Origin of the sequence: Flavobacterium taihuense (assembly GCF_019351435.1) — a bacterium.
Lineage (GTDB): Bacteria > Bacteroidota > Bacteroidia > Flavobacteriales > Flavobacteriaceae > Flavobacterium > Flavobacterium taihuense.
Genome location: NZ_JAHWYN010000002.1, coordinates 19,353 through 41,988, shown reverse-complemented (window position 1 = coordinate 41,988; position 22,636 = coordinate 19,353). Strand labels below are relative to the sequence as shown.

Below are 22,636 nucleotides of genomic sequence, written 5' to 3'. Positions count from 1 at the left end.
TATTTAATAACTATGTTCATCGCAATTCTCACGCTTCCGCAAAAGGGAGAATGACTATCTATCGAACCTATTCTTTAAACGCATCCAATGCCATAGACGGTTTTCCATCTGATCTCCAGGCACTCAATTCATATTTACTCCATGATTTTGCTCCTTGAGGTTCCCAGTAAATTACACCTAATCCTTTGTTATTTGGCACTGCTTTTACCGCTTTTATAACAGCTACTAACATGTCGTATGTATTTTGTTCCTGCGTATCAATGCCACCTACCTCAACGACCATAACTTCTTTACCATATCTAGCCGACATATCGTTTAAGTTATTAGCCAAATCGGCAATGTTTTCTTTGTAATCCGTTTTGATCCAAAAAGGATAATAGGACAGTCCAATCACATCATATTTAACTTTCTGTTCCGTTGCTTTATCAAAAAACCATCGGAATTTTTTGCTATTATTTCCTTCGTCTAAATGAACAATCACTTTGATGTTTTTGTCAACAGCTTTGGTCGCATCATATCCTTTATTAAGTAATTGTGCCAATTGATTAAAATTGTCTGTGCTTCCTTCCGGCCATAGCATTCCGCCCGGAATTTCGTTGCCCACTTGCACCCATTCTGGTGTAATTCCAACATCTTTAAGCGCTTTCAAAACATCTTCGGTATGGAAATAAACATCATTCAGCAATTCTGAGAAAGTGTGGTTTTTCCATTCCAACGGTTTATTTTGTTTTCCGGGATCTGCCCAAGAATCACTATAATGAAAGTCAATCATGATACGCATACCCATTTTTTGTGCACGAATTGCCATGGCTACTGTTTCTTCCTTACTGCAATGCCCACTCGCCTTATCATTCGAAGGATTTACCCAAACACGCAGTCTAATGGTATTCATTCCTCGGTCTTTCAACAGTTGCAAACAATCTTTTTGGGATCCATCGGTTTCATAGAATTTGTATCCTGTTGCTTCCATTTGTGGCAACCAACCTACATCGGCGCCTTTGGCAAATGAATTCTCTTTGGGTTGCTGTATTGCTTTATTAGTAGTGCAATATGTGAAAACCAATACTAAAAGAATAACTAATGAACTATATACTCTTCTCATCATATTCTAATTTAGATTAAACACTGATAAAACAGGCAATGATTTATTTTCAAAATCATAGAAAGCTTGATTCTCAAAGGTTGATCCATTGGTGGCTTCTTTACCTTTGAACGAAATCCATTCACCTCCCCAATAGGAGAATCCAATTCCACTTTGAGACGTTTTTACAAGATTTTTAATAGCTAACATAAAACTTTTTTGTCCTTCCGGAGTTGCCGGATAACCAGAAACCAATTGAGAATCCAAGCCAACGATATTATTTGTCCAATCATTATACCCCAATGTAAAAGGATAAGCCGTTTCGGCAATAACTACTTTTTTACTGAACTTAGTTCCCAAAGCATCGATGGTACTTTTTACTACTGTCAAATCTTTGCCATGCCAAACCGGATAATAGGAAAGACCGATATAATCGTAATCAACACTTTTTACTTTGGTAAAAAACCAATCCGTATCTGAAGCTTTTATACCTGCATAATGGATCATGATTTTTGTTTTTGGCGCTTTACTTCTAATGGTAGCACTAGCAGTCGACAATAAAGCAATACATTGTACCTCTTGGTTAATCAAATGACCTTGAGGCCATAGTAACCCGCTGTTGATTTCGTTCCCGATTTGGATAATATCAGGATTAATCTCTGTTATGATTGTAGATGTATAAGTGGCAACAGCCGTTTTCAAATCGGTAAAAGATAAATCTTTCCATTCGGCTGGAGTAGTTTGAGCTGCTGGATCTGCCCAAGTATCAGAATAATGAACAGTAAGCCAAACCTTCAAACCTGCTTGTTTAACGCGCGCGGCAAGTGCTTTTACCTCAGTCAATCCAGAATGTCCGCCTGCTGGATTTTTCCATAAACGAATTCTTATTGTATTGCAACCTGCATTTTTCAAAGTGGTAAGCATGTCTTCGGCTTTGCCATTATTACTCAAAACAATACCTGCGCTTTCTATCTCAGGAAGAAATGAAATATCCGCTGCACGGATAAAATCATCGGCCACAACTGGTGGTTCAACAACAGGATCTGGAGAATCACTACTGGAACAGCCAAACTGGATAGTCAACAGAGCGAAAAGTGAGAGTATGGTTAGGGCTTTTTTCATTATAATTATATTTTTAAAATGATTGAAATTTATAAATCGTATTATGGGAGTATTCAGCTCCTTTTTTAAGAACGGCACTTGGGAAATTTGGATTATTTGGTGCGTCCGGATAGTTTTGGGTTTCAAAACAAATACCACTTAACGGATGATAATCGGCGTTTTCTTTTCCTTTTACCTTATTAAAACAATTTCCTCCAACATAGATATGAACTCCAGGCTGATCGGTGTACACTGTCATTTTTAAATTATTTTTTTTATTAAAAAGGGAAGCCGCAAATTCATCCTTTCTGTCCAAAACAAAAGTGTTATCTATTTTCGAAGGACATTTTTTTGGTGCAAAAAAATCAAAGTCGGTATTTTCTATTTCTAAAAACCTACCAGTTGGAATATTTTCAACTGTAGTTTCCAGCATTCGATGGGTATTTACTATTAATTCTTGGTCTGAAACATTGGATACATGACCGTCCAGATTAAAATAACTGTGGTGTGTCAAATTTACAACGGTATCTTCGGTAGTCTTGGCACTGTAGTGAATAATCAATTCATTTTCTTTTGATAACGTATATGTAAGTTCAACCACTAATTCCCCTGGATAATTCTCTTCACCAGCAGGGCTGGAATACGTCAAGGTTATTGATGATTTTTTGCCTGAATGTATATCTTTTATTGTCCAAACTTTTTGACTAAACCCAATATTACCGCCATGTAAAGAATTGTCGTTATTGTTTTTATTTAAAAGGAACTTTTGTCTATTCAGACTAAAAGTACTGTTGTAAATCCTACCGGCATACCTTCCTACTGTGGCTCCCATATAAGGCGGGCTCACTAGATTAAAAGACTGTATATACGATTCTAAGGTATCGAAACCCAAAACAACATCAACCATTTCGCCATTTTTCAAAGGCATCTTCAATTCGGTTATTGTTGCTCCATAAGTGATTACCTTTAGCTTCATTCCATTTTTATTGGATAATTCGTAAGAGTATATTGCCGTACCATCTGGCATTAAACCAAACAAATCCTTTACAGAAGCTGTCTTAATTTGTGAATTGCGTTTTATTTCCATTATATTATTATGAAATTTGAAATTCAAATGTAGAACAAAATTTAAATCATACATACCAGTACCTACCAGTTTTTAAATCTTTAAAAAAAACCTCGAATGTCTACCATCCGAGGTTTAATCACTAATTAAAAATGTATCCTTGTTTTAACATAAATCTTTTAAAAATTCTAATTATAGTACAGGAATAAGAATATATCTTTGATCGATATCATTAAACCAGATATCGTATTTACCTGCAGTAACATAAATATCAGCTCCAGCACTATCACCAATCCAAGTAGTGTCGGCAAGAAATTTAAATTTCCCTGCGGATGTAAAGGTGTAAGTGATTTTCCAGATATGAGCATCAAAAGTTGACTTAGACATAGGAACACTAGTACCCCAATTGTCTAATGGTACTGCATCTCCAATGATACCAACAGTAGTATAAGTTGTCATAGGTCCTGTATAAGGAGCAATAGTATAAGTCAATGCTTTTAGATCAATAGCAAAAGTATAATATCCAGCAGCTGTAGTTGGAAAAAGTCCGGGATCTGGATCACTTTCAGTTGCTCTGTATTGTACTTTGTCGCCATTAGCACCATACATTGGAGCCCAAAAACCAGTTTGCTCAAGCAATTTAAATCCACCAGCTGCAAAGTAACCTGTATAATATTGTTTTTCAGGAGCTGCTGGATCTCTGAAAATTGGCATAACAGCCAAATTTGCATCCCATCCTGCAGAAGTTCCTGGACCAATTAAATACAACTCTTTTGAAGGAAAAACTCCTTGATAAGGTTTTACTACGATAGTTATAGGAGTAGAATATTTGGGTTCAGAACCTGTAGTACCAACAGTTGATTTAATTCTAATATCGATATTCCCATCAACATCAGGAAGTAATCCTAAATCAAGCGCTTTAGTATTTAACTCTGAAACACTCATTGTAGCATGGGTAGTAGTCAAAGTCGAAATATCAACAGGGGCAGCAAATTCAGTATTGCTTGCTGCAAATTGCACTGTATAACTCACAATGGTTGGAGTACCATAATCTACAGCTTCCCAAGTTAATGTTAGAGCCGTATTGTTTGGGGTAGCATCATTTAACTCAATTTTAGCGCCAGTATCTGGTGTAATGATAGCAAAATCGGCAGCCTGAGGCTCTAAGAGCAAGAAATTTTCTTCGTTTTCACAAGACCACATACCTAAGATAAGGGCCAATGCAATAAAATGTTTGAATATATTTTTCATATTATTTTAATTTATAATGTTAGTGGATTTTTTAGTAACCTGTGTTTTGAGTTAAATTACGATTGGCTCCCAGTGACCCAACAGGAATTGGAAAAACACTCATATGAGACGGAATTGAAATTCCAGTTGAGGCATTTCCTTTCCAAGCCCAGTTGTAGGAACCTCCTGTATATTTTCCAAAACGGATTAAGTCCTGTCTTCTGTGTGCTTCCCAATGCAATTCACGTGCTCTTTCATCAATTAAGAAATCAAGAGTCAAATCAGTTGCTGTGATATTTCCAACAGTTGTACCATTATTGGCTCTTTTTCTCAAATCATTTACATAAGTCAATGCTTGAGCAGCATCTCCGTTACCTCCTCTCAGGATTGCTTCGGCATACATCAAATAGACATCGGCCAAACGAAATAAAGGAAAATCGGCATCGGCATAAGTAGAACTGCTACCATTACCACCTGTTGACGTTTTATTCGAATACTTAGACAAAATATATCCTTGGGTTTTTACTCCAATATCAGCAATATCAATTGTTCTTTGTTTTGATGGATCTCCCTGAATACCTGTACCAATCGTTTTACGACTATCTTGGTTGAATTTTCCACCATCAAATTTTTGTACAAATTGTTTTCTGATTCGAAGAGCTCCACTCCATCCGCCAATACCAAAATCGGCGCCGTTATTTTCCCAAGCTCCAATTTGACCATTAGTCAATACTGTAGTTGCTCCCCAATTTTGAGAAACAACCCCATCCGATTGTATCCCAAAAATCATCTCTTCAGAAGTATTGTTATCGGCTTTGAAATTGTCCAGGTAATTTGGTTTCAAAGAATATCCACTTGCGATAATTGCTTTACACTGAGTTACACAATCATTATAACGATTGGCTTGGATATACACTTGTGCATTCAAATAAATTTTAGCCAATATCATTCTAGCCATACCTTGATCTAATCTTCCATAAATATTGGTATGAGCTGGCTTCAAGTCTGGAAGAACAGCGAGCAATTCAGATTCAACAAAATCAAATAATTGTTTTCTGCTAAATTCCGGACCCGCATAGTTGATAGGATCATTTTCGGTATACATTGCTGCTTTACCAAACAAATCCATCATATTGTAATAGGCATAAGCGCGTAACACACGAACTTCTTTTCTGTAAAGTGCAATATCGGCAAGTTTTGTAGCATCTGTAATTCCTCTTGATTGCAATTTTTCGGGAGTGCTTTGACGTAAAAACTCATTGGCATACGACACCGAAGCCATTGTTCTACTGTACATTCCCAAAATAATAGGATTCGAAGCAGTCCAAATGTTTCGTTGCAACTCGGCAGTACCTTCATCGGCTTCATAACTCCAAACTAGTTCGTCTGTTGTTAAATCTTGCAAATACAATAAACATCTTGTAAACTGGCTTGTTCCAGCATCGACACCTTCCAGCGAAGAATTGTTTGGACCAATAACTCCTGTCAAAGTAAGGTTGCCATACACTCCGGCCAAAGCTTTTTCATACCCATCTGGTGAGGTGTACAAAGCATCCGAAGACAAAACATCATCATCTTTGGATACTACATTCAAGTCATCGGTACACGATTGAAGTACTGTTGTGAGTACTAAAATGTAAATAAATATATATTTTTTCATTTTCTGATTTTTAAAATTTGATGTTAAGTCCAAACAAGATAGAACGCTGTCTTGGGTAAATGGTTTTATCCACACCGTTGTTTGTAATTTCAGGATCCAATCCGCTGTATTTTGTAATCACAAAAGCATTTTGAACTCCAGTCGATATTCTTAACGAAGCTTTATCGTTCAACCAATTGGTAAAAGTGTAACCCAAAGAGATGTTATCCATTTTCAAGAAAGAGGCATCTTCTATATAAATATCAGACAATACCACATTTGATGTCGTTTGAAAACCAGTTTCTAAAATTGAAGAGGGTACGTTGCTTAATATTCCGCCATTTTCCATAGAATCCCACTGAGCTCTGGAAGCATCAACTGCATTAAAAATTCGATTACCAATACTCGCTCTCAAATTGAAAGAGAAATCGATATGTTTGTAATTCATAGTCGAAGCAAATCCAAAAGTGGCATCTGGATCTGGATTATGGTAAATGTATTTGTCCGAATTGTTTTTTATATTGTCTCCATTAATATCTGCAAAAGCACCATCTATAGGTTTTCCGGCAGTATCGTACAATTGTTTGTAAACATAAAACGAGTACGGAGCATAGCCTTCGCTAAAAATTTGACCAGGAGTTCCAGTACCGGCAATGTTGTCTCCCAATAAAATATCGGTATTGTTCACCAAATCTTTAATTCTTCTTTCAAACTTTGAAGCAGTGAAATTCACATTCCAATTGAAACTTTCTGACTGCAACAAAATTGCATTTAGGCTTAATTCGATTCCTCTTGTAGTAAACGAACCAACGTTTTGATACACCCGATTCGAGAAATTACTACCATCCGAAATAGCCGCATTTACCAATAAATCTTTAGATTCTTTAGCAAAAATATCAACAGCTGCAGACAAACGATTCTTAAAAAACCCAAAATCAAGACCTGCATTAAAAACGGATGTTTCTTCCCATTTCAAATTTTTGGTTCTTTTACTGGACAACGCAACAGGAACGGCTGTTGTTCCAAAATAATATTGGGAGTTCCCTCCACCAAGCTCATATTTTTCTAAATAACCATTAGGCTCAGGTATGTCTTGTTGCCCGGTGATACCATAACTCACACGCAGTTTCAAATCAGATACAGTTTCACTATCCTTAAAAAAATCTTCTTTCATTTTCCAAGCAAAGGCTGCGGCTGGGAAATTACCCCAACGGTTTTCTTCCTCAAATCTCGAAGAACCGTCTCTTCTGTAAGACATAGTTAACAAATATTTGTCTTTGAAATTGATATTCGCTCTACCAAAAAAACCTAGCAAAACGACATCCGTATCAATTGTAGTCTCAGGAAAAGTGGAAGGTAAATCGGGATTTAAAATATTTCCCGTTTCAAATTTATTGCTTTCAAATCTTTGATAAGAATACCCTCCCGTAATATCAAGATTGAATTCATTTACGATTTTATTGTAGACCAAATAAGTGTCTAATAATTTATTTCTTTTAGTCGCTTCAGTATATTCGTCAGTACCATAAGGGATATTATTATTTGATGGTGCCGAAGCTGCATCTTCGCCAACAAGTCTCCTTCTCTCCCCATTCGATTGGTCAAACCCAACATTGACAACCGCTCTTAATTCAGGTAAAAAATGAAATTTATAATCGACTTCAAAATTTCCAAAAATTCTATTGCTTGTTCCTCTATCGTTAGTCATCAACAATTGAGCAACTGGATTTCTTGCAGCAGTAGAGATCAAAGGATATTTACCATTGCTGTCGATTCCAGAAGTGTATTCGAAGAAACCTCCATAAGGTGCGCCATCTACCCTAACAGGTTGCGTTGGGTCAAAACCTATGGCTGCACCTTCAACTCCATCAGTGAATCTGTTTTTCTCATCAGCATAATTGGCTGCTAATTTCAGTTTCAAATGATTCTCAAAAAAAGCAGGATTCATCACCAATCCAATCGTATTTCTTTTGAACGTATTGGTCAATCGCAAACCTTGCTGATTGGTATTTCCCAAAGTCAAGCTCGCAGGAATAACATTCAAAAGATTACCTCTAACCGATAAATTTTGATCTATATATCCAGTACTTCTGTAAATCTCATTTTGCCAATCGGTGTTGGCAGTACCCAATTTACCAACATCGCCTGGTCTTTTATCAGCAATAACAGCACGGTATTCATCGGCACTAAAAACATCAACTGTATTTACCAATTTGCCCGCACCATATAGTACATTGTAGTCAACAGCCAAAGTTTTACTTCCTTTTTTGGTCGTAATAATAATCACCCCGTTGGAAGCGCGTGAACCGTAAATAGCAGTTGCCGATGCATCTTTTAATACCGCAATCGACTCCACTGTACTAGGATTCAATGATGCCAAAAATGAAGCCGAACCAATGTTTGTATTATTATCTAAAGGCAATCCATCGATAACAATAAGAGGGTCGTTACTAGCAAAAAGTGAACTTCCGCCTCTAATTCGCATTTCCGATTTAGCGCCAGGAGCACCAGTAGAATTTACGGTTAAACCTGCAACTCTCCCTTTGAATAAATCTTCAGTACTCACATTGGCACCTTTGTTAAATTCTTTGGTACCTAATGCCACAACAGCACCAGTTGCATCTTTCTTTTTCACAGAACCATATCCCACATTGATTTTAACTTCAACTAATTGATTGGCTTCTGAGGTAAGACTTACCGTAAGTGATTTTTGGTTACTGAAGGTTACAATTTCATTTTTGTATCCCACAAAGGAGAAGACAATTCTATCGCCTGCCTTCAGATTTGGGATTTGAAATTTCCCGTCAAAATCGGTTGAAACGCCATTTGAGGCACCTTGTATATTGATATTCACTCCAGAAATGGGCTGTCCGGAACCACTGTCCAGAACTGTCCCTTTCACTACATTCTGCGAAAAAGCGCAAAATGGGAGTAGGAGAAATAAAAATAACAACTTCTTGTAAATTGTTTTCATACTTTTTTGTTTAATTAAATTGATTTTGGGTTAGGTATTGATTCATGCATTGGGTAATAAAACTATTATTTTGGGCGATTTAATCTTTAATCTGCAAATAGAATATCTTAAATTAATATAGTCTTCATATATATATATATTACAAAAAGAACAAAACAACATTGATTATATGATATCAACTACTTCGAAATATTAGACAAAAAAACGAATCTCCCATTTTATTATAAATTTTAAAACAGAATTATCGTATAATTCAATTTAAAATAAGATATTTACTTTATTTCAATTGTTTTTTTATGAAATATGAAATTCAAAATTATGTGTTAAATTTAAATTTCAATACCAGTACCTACCAGTTTTTTATATATTTGTTTAAAAAACAACTTTTGCTATGAAAATAATTTCAATCCAAACCAACCTTGGCATACCAAAATACAAACAGATAATTCAATCGATTGAAAAAGCAATTGAGGAAGAAAAACTTACAAAAGGGGATCGGCTTCCTTCGGTAAATAAAGTCTGTTTGGCCTTTTCATTATCCCGAGATACCGTCTTGTTAGGATATGACGATCTCAAAAAAAGAGGTATAATTTATGCTATCCCCGGCAAAGGATATTATGTAAAAAGTGTCGAAATCACCATAAAACAAAAGATATTTTTGCTTTTTGACGAGCTTAACATTTTCAAGGAAGACATTTACAATTCGTTTTTAAAAAACATTGGAAAAAATGTACAGGTTGATATTTTCTTTCACCATTTTAATGTCCCTGTTTTTAAAAAATTAATAGATGACAGTAACGGCAATTATACTAAATATATCATCATGCCCACCAACTTAATCGATGTAGCTGCAATCATAAAAACCCTACCAGTAAATGACGTTATCATCCTGGATCAAACAAATGAAGATTTAAAATCCTTTCCCGCTATTTACCAAAATCACAAAAAAGACATCTTTGAAGGTTTATCCAAAGGAAAATCAAGACTCAACAAATACAGCAAACTCATCCTGATCTTCCCAGGCTTTAGAGAACCACTGGGAATGAAAACCGGTTTTGTAGATTTTTGCAATGAATTCGCTTTTGATTATGAAATCATCAATGAATTTGCAGACAACGAAATAACCATTGGAGGGGTTTACATCATCCCGAATGACCGAGATCTGGTTCGTGTAATCGAAAAAGCAAAACAGCAAAACTTAAAATTAGGAACCGATTTTGGAATTATTTCCTATAATGAAACTCCCTTAAAGAAAGTTGTTTCGAATGGAATTACCACTATTTCTACCGATTTTACCACAATGGGAAAATTACTCGCCCAAATGGTACTTGCGGGAAAAAAAGAACAGATTGAAAACAAAAGTGCTTTGATTATTCGCAACTCATTGTAAAAAATCAATTTATCTCAACAATAGAAATTTCATCATCAGCGCTAAAAAAACATTTTTTCATTGAGAAAAAAACTAAGAGATAAGAGTTAAAAATGATATTTCCTTTTTTTGTTTTTATCAAACAAATTTACCTATATTTGCAAATGTATTTTTTACACTTATTATTTTTTACTCCCTTATCCTCTCAAATTTAGTCTGTTATTCAAAGCAGCCAAATCGATATCTGAACAAAATAATAAACCTTTATTATTTGATTAAAGCAGCGAAGAAATTAAAACTAAACTGTTTTAAATCCAAAAGCTCGTTTCTATCTTATTTAGAAAAAAGATGATTGTTCCCTTTTGGGACTAGTTTATCCAAAATCAAAAAAAAACAGAAATATCAATAATACTATTACAACCAAATTAAAAGATTATGAATCACAAAATGGACCAATTAGCCGCAGACAACATGAGAGCTCTGGCTATTTCTATGGTAGAAAAAGCAAATTCAGGACACCCCGGAGGTGCCATGGGAGGTGCTGATTTTATGCATATTTTATACACTGAGTATTTAGATTTTGATCCAACCCAAATGGATTGGCCTTTTAGAGACCGCTTCTTTATGGATGCGGGGCATTTGTCGGGTTTGATGTATGCACAATACTATTTATTAGGAAATTACAAAAAAGAAGACCTCCAACAATTTAGGCAATGGGGCTCAGTAACCCCAGGACATCCGGAAGTTGATGTATTAAGGGGAATCGAAAACACATCGGGACCCCTAGGACAGGGACATACCATGGGTGTGGGAGCTGCTATAGCCGCCAAATTTCTGGGAGCACGTTTCAAAGGGCTTTTCGACCATAAAATATATGGTTTCATCACTGATGGTGGTGTTCAGGAAGAAATTTCACAAGGAGCTGGAAGAATTGCAGGACATTTGGGACTGAACAATTTCATCATGTTCTATGACTCGAACGATGTGCAACTTTCGTCTATGACCGATGAAGTGACTTCCGAAGATACTGCCATGAAATACAAGGCTTGGGGATGGAATGTGATTACAATAAACGGACACGATCATTTGGAAATCCGCAAAGCATTGGACGCTGCCAACCTAGAAACCGAAAGACCAACCTTGATTATAGGAAAAACGATTATGGGGAAAGGTTGTGTTACTGCAGACGGTAGCATATATGAAGGGGAATGTGAATTGCACGGAAAACCTATAGGTGACACTAAAGCAGACTACACCAAAACACTATTAAACCTCAACGCCAATCCAAAAGAACCTTTTGCAGTTTTTGAAGAAGTTGCTGCACATTATAATCAAGTTTTAGCTAAAAAAACAGAAAAAGCTTCTTTGAAAAAACAACAAATAGCTAAATGGGAAAATGAAAACCCAGCATTGGCCAAAAAAATGCAATTGTTTTTGGCTGGCGAATTACCAGAATTAGATTTGAGCAGCGTTATTCAAAAATCGAATGCCGCAACTAGAGATGCTTCGTCCGCAGTACTAGCCTATTTGGCAGAAAACGTAGAAAATATCATCGTCTCTTCAGCGGATTTATCCAACAGTGACAAAACTGATGGTTTCTTGAAAAAATCATCCGTTTTGCAAAAGAATGATTTTAATGGTGCCTTTTTACAAGCTGGAGTTGCCGAATTAACGATGACCTCAATAGCCAACGGAATTGCCTTACATGGTGGTGTAATTCCAGTAGTCGCAACGTTTTTTGTATTCTCAGATTATATGAAACCAGCCATTAGATTGGCCGCCATTCAAGAGCTTCCTGTAAAATATGTCTTGACACACGACTCTTTCCGAGTCGGTGAAGACGGACCAACCCACCAACCTATTGAGCAAGAAGCGCAAATGCGTTTGTTGGAAAAAGTCAAAAACCATTCGGGACACCAAAGTCTTTTGGCACTGCGCCCTGCCGATGCAATCGAAACTTCAGTGGCTTGGGATATGGCTTTGAAAAACACCAAAACCCCAACGGCATTAATTCTTTCGAGACAAAACATAAAGGATATTCCAGCTATACAAACTTCAAGATATGATGAAGCGTCTGGAGCCAAAAAAGGAGGCTATTTGGTAAAAGAAACCACAAATCCAGACATCACTTTAATAGCAAACGGATCGGAAGTTTCGACACTTATTGATGCTGCAGTGATTTTAGAAAAAGAACATAATCTAAAAATTAACATCGCTTCCATTATTTCCGAAGGCTTGTTTAAATCTCAACCCAAATCGTACCAAGAAAGCATTATTCCTAAAGGAAAACTTGTTTTTGGACTTACGGCTGGACTTCCAGTAAACCTTGAAGGATTGATAGGTGACAGCGGAAAAATAGTGGGATTAGACCATTTTGGTTATTCGGCACCAGCGAGTGTTTTGGATGAAAAATTTGGATTTACCAGCCAACATGTTTGTGCGGAAATACTAAAATATATTGAAGAAAGTGCTCAAATATTGAGCAATTAAGTTACTAAGATGCTAAGTACCTAAAATAAAAGCTTAGAATCTTAACAATTCAAAAACAAAAAACAAAAAACATTTAAAAATCTCAGAATCTCAGCCCCGATAGCTATCAGGATAGACTCTCAAAAAAAACATACACATGAAATTTTTTATCGATACTGCCAATTTAAAAGACATCAAAGAAGCCAATGATCTTGGGATATTAGACGGTGTGACAACAAATCCGTCGTTAATGGCAAAAGAAGGAATCACCGGAGCCGACAACATCATCGCCCATTACGTAAAAATATGTGAATTAGTAGATGGTGACGTAAGTGCCGAAGTAATCTCGACTGATTTTGAAGGAATGATTGTTGAAGGAGAAAAATTGGCAGCACTGCATCCTCAAATCGTGGTAAAAATTCCGATGATTAAAGACGGAATAAAAGCCATCAAATATTTTTCGAACAAAGGAATCAGAACCAACTGTACTTTAGTATTCTCAGCGGGTCAAGCATTGTTAGCCGCAAAAGCTGGTGCTACTTACGTGTCCCCATTCATCGGTCGATTAGATGATATTTCTACAGATGGATTGTCTCTTATTGAAGACATCAAATTGATTTATGATAATTATGGTTATGAAACCCAAATTCTGGCAGCATCTGTTCGTCACGTCATGCACATTCTGAATTGTGCCAAAATTGGTGCCGATGTTATTACCGGCCCATTAAGCGCAATCGAAGGTTTATTAAAACACCCTCTTACTGATAGCGGATTGGCAACTTTCTTGGCCGATTACCAAAAAGGCAATAGTTAGAAATAATTAGGTCTTAATCCTGCATGGTTTTTATTCGACCTCGTATGTATTTCAATTAATGGAAACATACCTACAAGGTTTGGGAAACACTTAACTGTAAATACAAAAAAAGGAAGCTTCTGTAATAGAAACTTCCTTTTTTTTTACTTTAAAATAAAAGCTGCTTTACTTTTTAAAAATTCAAAGCAAAATGATTCAAGAGTTTTGCATCGTATTTTTCTTTGTCAAAAGTATAGAGATATGAACCTTTTCGGGAAGAAGTCATGTCTTTCTCGTCTAATTTTATCAAAATATCCAACGAATTTATTTTGCTGATAAAATTTCTCTTATCGATTTCTTTATCCAAAATGGATTCGTACAACTTGAGTAACTGACTCATTTTAAATTTCTCTGGCAAAAGTTCGAATCCAACAGGACGCATCGAAGTTCTGTAGCGCAATCTTCTTATGGCATGTGACAACATATTGTCGTGGTCAAAAATCAATTTTGGCACTTCAGAAACGCTAAACCATTTGGCATGGTAATTCTGAATCAATTCAGCATTGTGATTTTCTATATTAATCAGCGCATAATAGGCTACTGATATGGTTCTTTCTACTGGGTCACGATCAATTTCACTATAGGTATAAAGCTGTTCCATATAGATATCCTGCAGTCCGGTATAGGTATTCAATACCCTAATGGCTGCTGTATCCAACACTTCCTCTTTTTTAAGAAATCCCCCCATCAAAGACCATTTTCCTTTCTCGGGTTCAAAATCCCTTTTAATCAAAAGAATTTTCAATCCCTCTTCATCAAAACCGAAGATGATACAATCCACCGCTAAAAGAACTTTGTCTGCTGTACTATAACTATTTAGCATTTTCTATTATATTTTACGGTAAATATAAGAACTTCCTTAAAACTACCAAATTAATTTAATGTACATTTTACACTAATAAAAATTAAAACATACATTTACCGTTAATCATCTGACTAACAAAGACATTTAACTTTTACACACCATTTCACCTATTTTATTTTATCAATAGCACGACACAAAACCAAAGCAAAAAAGCGAATATTCCAACTTATTTATTAAAACTAACATCACTATTAAGTGTTTAAATTACATTTAAAGGCGTTTTTTTAGCTTTTGCAATCCAAAAAACCATTCAAAAATGACTAAAATAATCAAATTAGTCAATTGAAATTCCACTTATTAATAAGTTAAATCTTCTTTTTATTTATCAAAAAACAGAATACAAACAAAAATAAAAAACATTTAATAAACTACAAATAAAATATTCAAACTGCTTATTATTAATTAGTTACATTTTACGAAAACGTTTTTTAGGACTTGAAAACACACAAATTCCTACGTTTAACAGCATATTTTAGGATATCCATTTTTTTTGGAAGCTTTTTTTATCAGATTAATTTGTTTTTGTGCTTTTTTTTTATTTAAATTTACAAATGTAAAAACTACACTTATAATTAACCAAAATGCAATCAATATGACAACAAACCACAGATTATTTTTTTATTGCAGTTTTTTATTGCCTAAAAAAGAATGGCTATTAGCATTAGTAGTGATACTCTTCACTACGTATAATGCATCGGCACAACAAGCCAATGTTATAAAAGGAAAAATTACCTCCGAAAAAGACGGCATGCCTCTTCCTGGTGTAAATGTATTAGTACAAGGAACAACAACAGCAACATCTACAGGGTTTGACGGAGAATATTCAATTCAAGCAAAACCAACAGATGTACTTGTATTTTCATACATAGGTTATAAAAATCAAGAAGTAACTATTGCCAACCGCACACTTATCAATTTTGCATTAAAAGAAGACCTTAACAAACTAAATGAAGTAGTTGTGGTAGGTTATGGGACACAAAAGAAAGCTGATTTAACAGGATCTGTAAGTGTGGTAAACATGAAAGAAGCCAAAACCATTACGACCTATGATCCCGCCAAAATGCTGCAAGGACAAGTGGCGGGAGTAACCGTACAATCGTCAGGAGAGCCAGGAGGTTACGTTAACGTAAAAATTAGAGGGATTTCTTCTTTTACCAACAACAACCCTCTTTTTGTAATTGACGGAATGATTGTTGATAGTCCAAACGATTTTGCCCCGGGTGATATCGAATCGATGCAAGTATTAAAAGACGCCTCTTCGGCTGCAATTTATGGTGTTCGTGGAGCCAATGGAGTAATCATTATCACTACCAAAAAAGGTAAACAAGGAAAATTTGAAGTGAAATACAAATCTTTACTTGGACTTCAGACAGTACCAACTAAATGGGATTTAACAGACAGAGAAGGTTATCAAAACATCACAAATGCTGCAGAAACAAATGCTGGAAAAATTCCAACTGCCCCTGGAAATGACTCAACAAGTCCTTACTTTATTAATAATGTAAATACTGATTGGCAAAAAGAAGCATTCCAGACTGGAGTAATCAACAATCAAGCATTAACTTTTAGCGGTGGCGCCGAAACTATGACATACAACATGAACATAGATTATTTCAAAAATACCAGCTATGTAAATTCTCCTCAAGATTATGAAAGAATTTCAACTAACTTGAATCTGTCAGGTAAAAAAGGAAAATTTAAATACGGATCAAAAATCGGATACACTCAATCAGATAAAGAAAGCTTTAACAGTTATGTAGGCGAATCTGCAATACAAAGTTTATTAACTGCAATCCCAACAATGTCTGTCTATGATGAAAATAATTTAGGAGGATATGGCGGAACGGATAGTTTTACACAAAGAGCTATATCTATGAATGTTATAGGATTCAATAACTTAATAGATAACAGTGGAAAGAGAAATCGTTTCATTGGTGATATTTGGGGTGAAATCGAAATTGTAAAAGGATTGAAGTATAAAATTGATGCCAGTTTTGACAGGGTAGATTGGACCGATCGAAAATTCGTTCCTCCATTTGAATTAGGATGGTACTATGTTACTGAAAATTCAGAAGCTTCACTTGATGTAGCTACAGGAAGTCAATCAAGAACATTCTTGAATAATTTGTTGACTTATGAAAAAACTATTGGTAAACATAAATTTGATGTATTAGCAGGTTGGGTTCAAGAAAGATCTGACAACTACAATCATTACTCAACAGGAAAAGGATACACTCCTGGAGAAATTAGTAAACTCCAGTATGCTGACGAGATTAATACTGGCGAATATGAAAACACAATTACAGGTGTCTCTTACTTGAGTAGAATCAATTATTCGTACGATGACCGTTATTTCGTTCAAGGGAATTTTAGACAAGACAAAACCTCACTTTTCAGCCCAGAAAACAATACAGGAAACTTCTATTCATTCTCTGGTGCTTGGAAAATTAGCAATGAAGAATTCTTACACTTGCCAGAATGGGTAAGTAATGTTAAGCTAAGAGCTGGTTACGGTATTTTAGGAAACAACACTATTGGTATATATGCTTATGCACCAACTGTAAACAGATTTGCAGGTTATGATTTTAACAACGAATATGCACCTGGTACTACAGTAGTAAGAGCAATTGATCCTAATGTACACTGGGAAGAAACCAAAAGTACCAATGTTGCATTGGAGTTAGGATTTCTTAATAACAGTGTACAGTTCTCTGCAGAATACTTTATTAAAGAATCAAGTGATCTATTGCTTGGTGTACCACTACCTTACTCTGCAGGAGCTTTCCCAGCAAACGTAGTAACAAACGCTGGTGCTGTTAAAAACAGCGGCTTAGAGTTTACAGCTTCTTATGCTAATAATGACCATGAGTTTAAATACAATATTTCAGCCAACTTAGGAACGCTTAAAAATGAGGTTTTACAAATTGGAATTGACGGAAACCCAATTTATGGAGCGGCTTCAAAAACAGAAGTAGGAAGATCAATTGGTGAAATTTTCGCTTATGAAACGGACGGAATTTTCCAAAATCCTACAGAATTAGCTGCAAGTCCTATTCAAACAAATGCTGGCGTAGGGGATATTCGTTTCAAAGACCAAAATGGTGACGGAAAAATTACTGATGCAGACAGAACGTATCAAGGAACTACAATCCCAAAATACAGTTATGGAATAAACTTGGGAGCATCATACAAAAACTTTGAATTTTCAATGTTCTGGCAAGGTGCTGGCGGAAATATGGTATTCAATGCAATGTATCGCGATTTGATGAGGGGAGACTATGGTAATCACCATACAGATGAGCTTAATTATTGGTCAACAACAAATACAAATACTGATGTTCCGCGTCCTATCATTGGAGACCCGAATGCAAATGCCAGAGATTCCAATCGTTTTATTGAAAAAGGAGACTACTTGAAATTACAGACTATGGAAATCGGATATCAAATCCCGGTTCCTACAGACTTTTTTATGCAAAAAGCAAGAGTTTATATTAATGGTCAAAACTTATTAACTCTTACTAAATATAGAGGATACGATCCAGATTTTAACAGTAACGACGGATTAATTTCTAGAGGATATGATGCAGGCTCTTTCCCAAATCCAAGAACTCTTTCTCTAGGACTTGAAGTAACTTTTTAAAATTAGTCAACAATTAAAAACGAATCAAAATGAAATATAAAATATATAAATATCTAGCTGGATTCATTTGCATTGCTGCTGTAACTGCAAGTTGTGTAAACGATGATGATTTATTACAAACAGATCCAAATGTTGATTCTTCAGGCAATTTTTGGAAAACAGAAAAAGATGCTCTCGAAGGTGTTAATTCCGTTTATGGATGTTTAGTAGCAGACGGAACTTATATGAGGAGTACTCCTTTAATGCTGGACACAAAAAGTGACGATTCCAGAAGCAACAGTCCGTGGGGTGCGATGGCCAATGTAGGCCGTTTCAACTCAAATGTATCTGATGCCGCAATTTATGGCTGGGCCTATGAAATGTATTATCAAGGAATTTATAGAGCCAATCAAGTACTGACAAATGTTCCGAAAATTGATATGGCCGATGCTGCACTTAAAAACAGACTCCTTGGCCAGGCATATTTTTTAAGAGGTTTGTATCTCTTTCATGCCGTAAACTTATTTAAAAATGTACCAATACCTACAGAAATTACGCTTTATAATCCACAAAAAAGTCAAGCAGAAGGATGGGCTCAAGTAATTGCCGATTTTAAGGCCGCTGCTGATCTGCTGCCAACTACTTATGCTGGAATAGAAGGTATCGACACCAAAGATTCAAATGGAGCGACAATAAAAGGGCGAGCTACCAAAGGGGCTGCTCTTGGGTATTTAGCAAAAGCTTATTTATTTACCAAAGATTTTACAAATGCTAAAACAACATTCAAACAAGTAATTGATTTAGGTATTTACTCATTAACAGCAAACTATCGTGATAATTTTACTGATACCAACGAAAATAATTCAGAATCCTTATTCGAGGTTCAATTTAGTAGAGATGCTGGCGGAACTACTGAAAGCTGGGGCGGAGAACCAAATGCCACTTGGAGAAAAACTACCGCAAGAGCAATTACGTATGGAGCAAGAGATTTTGGATTTGTAGATGTACAGCCAACTTGGGCATTATTTAATGATTTCCATATTGAAAAAACAGCTGCTGGAGCTGTAGATCCACGTTTGGATGCAACTATGTTCTATAACAAACCTGGAGGAATGCAATTGTATGGGGTAGATTTCGCAACCAAATATGCTAATAGTCCTTTAGATTTAAATGACATATTCTGCGCTAAATACGAAAATTCAGATGGTGCTTATCCTAATGAATATGACTGGCGTTCGGGAATTAATGAGCGTTTGTTACGTTATGCTGATGTATTGTTAATGTATGCCGAATGTTTGAATGAAACAGGTGATACTCAGGGAGCATATACATACATACAAATGGTGAGAGACCGTGTAGGCTTGCCAAATTTAAGCACTGCAAAACCAGGACTAAGCCAAGCTTCCATGAGAGATCAGATTGCACACGAAAGATTCTTGGAATTCGCTCTTGAAGGACATCGCTTTAACGATATCCGCCGTTGGGGATGGTTGGAAAACCCAACCAAACTAGCATGGTTAAAAGCTAGAGATGCAGAATTTAATTCGTTTGCTCCTGGAAGAGAATATTTCCCAATACCACAATTAGACATGGACAATAACCCTGGAATGACACAAAATCCAAGTTATTAATATAATATTTAGTTTGAGTTAGTTGAGTTTTTAAAATCATGTGGTAGCCCTAGATTAAGGATACCACGTGATTTTATACCTTAGAATAAAATTGTAAAAGCATTGAGTATTTTTTAAAATACAACACTTAACTTTTAAAATTATGATTAAAAAAATAACCATTATTGCTCTGTTTAGTTTATGGCTTCTAAGCTGCCAAAAAGAGGATATAGGCACCGAAACAGTCGCTACAACACAAATTACTCAAACATCCCATTTAACAGCAAAAACAGTTGCAGGAAATGTTCCATCCCATGATCCGAGCACCATTGTAAAAAGTGGCGTGAATTATTATGTTTTTACAACTGGAGACTATATTCCTATGACCTATTCAACAGATTTAATAAATTGGTCTTGGGGAACATCAGTTTTTAACTCCACTCCAAGTTGGATAACAGGCTATGTGTCTGGCTTTACCAAAACCTTTTGGGCACCTGATATAGCTTGGTTTAATAATCGATGGAATATGTATTATTCCTGTTCTACTTTTGGATCGGCTACCTCAGCAATAGGCTTGGTTACTGCTCCTTCCATTTCGCAAAGTGCAGGAACAAAATGGACCGATAGAGGCGTTATTGTCTCTTCCTCTTCATCCTCTGATGTTAACGCTATTGACCCATCGATTTTGGTAGATGGAAGCAATGTTTACATGGCCTACGGTTCTTTTCATGCAGGAATTGGTGTTATAAAAATTGACCCTTTAACTGGTAAAACAACTGGGAACAAAACAATTGTTGCTGGCGGTAGTAGTGCTAGTTGGGAAGCACCTTGCTTGATTAAAGAAGGTAGTTACTATTATATGTTTGCCAATCGTGGCGCGTGTTGCCAAGGGGCAAACAGCACTTACTATATTGTGATAGGACGCTCTACTAGTCCTTTTGGTCCATTTGTGGATAAAAATGGAGTTTCACTAAAAAGTGGTGGAGGCACAACAGTATTAAAAACAATGGGAAATTATATTGGCCCTGGACATATCTCCAGAATTGTAGGCACTCAAAAAGGTTCTGTTCACTATTATGACGGTGCCGATAGCGGAAATCCTAAATTGGAAATCGTTAATTTTACATGGTCAGGAGGCTGGCCAACTATTACATACTAAAAATAAAATTTAGAGGGAGGTAAAAAACTCCTCCCTTTATAAATTGAAACATTATGAAAAAAATCTTATTATACTTAACCCTTATTGTTTTTTGCAGCCAAACGAGTTTTGCACAAAAAGAAACCACAGTAGTTACCATAAAAAATACTGCAAATGCTCCAACTATTAACAAAAATATCTATGGCCATTTTGCAGAGCATTTAGGAAGGTGCATCTATGGTGGCTTTTTTGTTGGTGATACTTCCAAAATACCCAATACAGCCGGTGTTCGTAACGATATTATTGATGCCTTAAAAAAATTAAAAATTCCAAACCTTCGTTGGCCTGGTGGTTGTTTTGCAGATACGTATCACTGGAAAGACGGTATTGGCCCAAAAGAAAACAGACCAACAATTGTAAACCAATGGTGGGGAGGAACTACCGAAGACAATAGCTTTGGAACACACGATTTTCTGAATTTGTGCGAAACACTTGGTGCTGACCCTTATCTATCCGGAAACGTAGGTAGCGGAACTGTACAAGAACTGTCAGACTGGGTACAATATACCAACTTTGGCGGTAAAAGCCCGATGAGTGATTTGCGTAAAAAAAATGGAAGAACTGAACCTTGGAAAGTTAAATTCTGGGGAATTGGAAATGAAGCTTGGGGATGTGGAGGAAATATGACCGCCGATTATTATGTTGGAGAATATCGAAAATTTGCCACTTTCATGTCTGATTGGGAGAACACAGGAGGTTTGACCCGAATTGCTTCTGGATCAAATAGTGCCGATTATAATTGGACTGAAACCTTAATGAAAGACATTCCGCTAAATATGCTAGGAGGAGTTGGAGTACACCATTATGCAGTAATCGATTGGGCAAAAAAAGGCGATGATAGGGATTACACAGAATTTGAATATTTTCAAACGATGAAATCCGCATTGAAAATGGAAGAATTAGTTACCAAACACTCCGCAATTATGGATAAATATGATCCAGAGAAAAAAGTGGCAATGATTGTTGACGAATGGGGAGCTTGGTATGAAGTGGAAAAAGGGACAAATCCTGGATTCCTGTATCAACAAAACACAATGAGAGATGCAGTTTTGGCTGGGTCAACTCTTAATATTTTCAATAATCATGCAGACAGAGTTCGTATGGCTAACTTAGCGCAATGTGTTAATGTCTTGCAAGCGGTTATCCTTACCGATAAAGCCAAAATGATCTTGACGCCAACTTATTATGTAATGCAAATGTATAGTGTACATCAAGATGCGCAACAATTACCTATCACCATAAAATCACCACTATATGCTTATAAAGATGAAACACTTCCTGCCTTATCAGCTTCGGCTTCGAAAGATAAAAAAGGATTGATTCATATTTCATTAGTAAATGTGGATTCAAAAAAAGAAAATACCGTAGAGATTGACCTTAATGAACTTGGCATCAAATCCATTACTGGTCAGGCTATAACTTCATCAAAGCTTCAAGATTTCAATTCATTTGATAACCCAACAAAAATTCAACCTGTTGCTTTCAAAGGTTTTGATGTTAAAAAAGGAAAACTTACAGTTAACATTCCTCCTTTCTCAGTTATAATGTTAGAAGGCAAATAA

The 22,636-nt window shown here is 35.9% G+C and carries 14 protein-coding genes; 7 read left to right on the top strand and 7 right to left on the bottom strand.

Annotated elements, in window-relative coordinates; translation table 11 throughout:
- Window positions 1-67: 67 nt before the first annotated feature.
- The 6 genes from KZH69_RS01915 to KZH69_RS01890 form a co-directional block, all read right to left on the bottom strand.
- Window positions 68-1,102, bottom strand: coding sequence for a glycoside hydrolase family 53 protein (locus tag KZH69_RS01915; protein WP_255557620.1), 1,035 nt, complete (start codon window positions 1,100-1,102; stop codon window positions 68-70).
- Between the two features lie 6 nt (window positions 1,103-1,108).
- Window positions 1,109-2,203, bottom strand: coding sequence for a glycoside hydrolase family 53 protein (locus tag KZH69_RS01910; protein ID WP_219315774.1), 1,095 nt, complete (start codon window positions 2,201-2,203; stop codon window positions 1,109-1,111).
- 13 nt (window positions 2,204-2,216) lie between these two features.
- Window positions 2,217-3,269, bottom strand: a complete 1,053-nt coding sequence (locus tag KZH69_RS01905) for an aldose epimerase family protein (RefSeq protein ID WP_219315773.1) — start codon at window positions 3,267-3,269, stop codon at window positions 2,217-2,219.
- Between the two features lie 171 nt (window positions 3,270-3,440).
- Window positions 3,441-4,499 carry a SusE domain-containing protein gene (locus KZH69_RS01900; protein ID WP_219315772.1) on the bottom strand — a complete coding sequence of 353 codons (1,059 nt, stop codon included), beginning with the start codon at window positions 4,497-4,499 and terminating at the stop codon, window positions 3,441-3,443.
- Between the two features lie 31 nt (window positions 4,500-4,530).
- Complete coding sequence (locus KZH69_RS01895; RefSeq protein ID WP_219315771.1) at window positions 4,531-6,138, bottom strand: RagB/SusD family nutrient uptake outer membrane protein; 1,608 nt, start codon at window positions 6,136-6,138, stop codon at window positions 4,531-4,533.
- 10 nt (window positions 6,139-6,148) lie between these two features.
- Complete coding sequence (locus KZH69_RS01890; RefSeq protein ID WP_219315770.1) at window positions 6,149-9,091, bottom strand: SusC/RagA family TonB-linked outer membrane protein; 2,943 nt, start codon at window positions 9,089-9,091, stop codon at window positions 6,149-6,151.
- Between the two features lie 391 nt (window positions 9,092-9,482).
- On the opposite strand from KZH69_RS01890, the gene KZH69_RS01885 reads away from it, so the two are divergent.
- The 3 genes from KZH69_RS01885 (at window position 9,483) to fsa (ending at window position 13,743) form a co-directional block, all read left to right on the top strand.
- Complete coding sequence (locus KZH69_RS01885) at window positions 9,483-10,481, top strand: GntR family transcriptional regulator (protein WP_219315769.1); 999 nt, start codon at window positions 9,483-9,485, stop codon at window positions 10,479-10,481.
- Between the two features lie 414 nt (window positions 10,482-10,895).
- Window positions 10,896-12,950, top strand: coding sequence for a transketolase family protein (locus tag KZH69_RS01880; RefSeq protein WP_219315768.1), 2,055 nt, complete (start codon window positions 10,896-10,898; stop codon window positions 12,948-12,950).
- A gap of 136 nt (window positions 12,951-13,086) precedes the next feature.
- Window positions 13,087-13,743, top strand: coding sequence for a fructose-6-phosphate aldolase (gene fsa, locus KZH69_RS01875; protein ID WP_219315767.1), 657 nt, complete (start codon window positions 13,087-13,089; stop codon window positions 13,741-13,743).
- 172 nt (window positions 13,744-13,915) lie between these two features.
- Here fsa and KZH69_RS01870 read toward each other — a convergent pair whose 3' ends face one another.
- Window positions 13,916-14,605, bottom strand: a complete 690-nt coding sequence (locus tag KZH69_RS01870; protein WP_219315766.1) for an NUDIX hydrolase — start codon at window positions 14,603-14,605, stop codon at window positions 13,916-13,918.
- 634 nt (window positions 14,606-15,239) lie between these two features.
- On the opposite strand from KZH69_RS01870, the gene KZH69_RS01865 reads away from it, so the two are divergent.
- From KZH69_RS01865 to KZH69_RS01850, 4 genes are all read left to right on the top strand, one after another.
- A complete protein-coding gene (locus KZH69_RS01865) occupies window positions 15,240-18,287 on the top strand; it encodes a SusC/RagA family TonB-linked outer membrane protein (protein WP_219315765.1) in 3,048 nt (1,015 codons plus the stop codon).
- 29 nt (window positions 18,288-18,316) lie between these two features.
- Complete coding sequence (locus KZH69_RS01860) at window positions 18,317-19,897, top strand: RagB/SusD family nutrient uptake outer membrane protein (RefSeq protein ID WP_219315764.1); 1,581 nt, start codon at window positions 18,317-18,319, stop codon at window positions 19,895-19,897.
- A 142-nt stretch (window positions 19,898-20,039) separates the two neighbouring features.
- Entirely contained in the window at window positions 20,040-21,035 is a 996-nt protein-coding gene (locus KZH69_RS01855; protein ID WP_219315763.1) for an arabinan endo-1,5-alpha-L-arabinosidase, read from the top strand.
- A gap of 53 nt (window positions 21,036-21,088) precedes the next feature.
- The gene (locus KZH69_RS01850; protein ID WP_219315762.1) at window positions 21,089-22,636 is read left to right on the top strand and encodes an alpha-N-arabinofuranosidase; all 1,548 of its coding nucleotides are present in this window, start codon (window positions 21,089-21,091) and stop codon (window positions 22,634-22,636) included.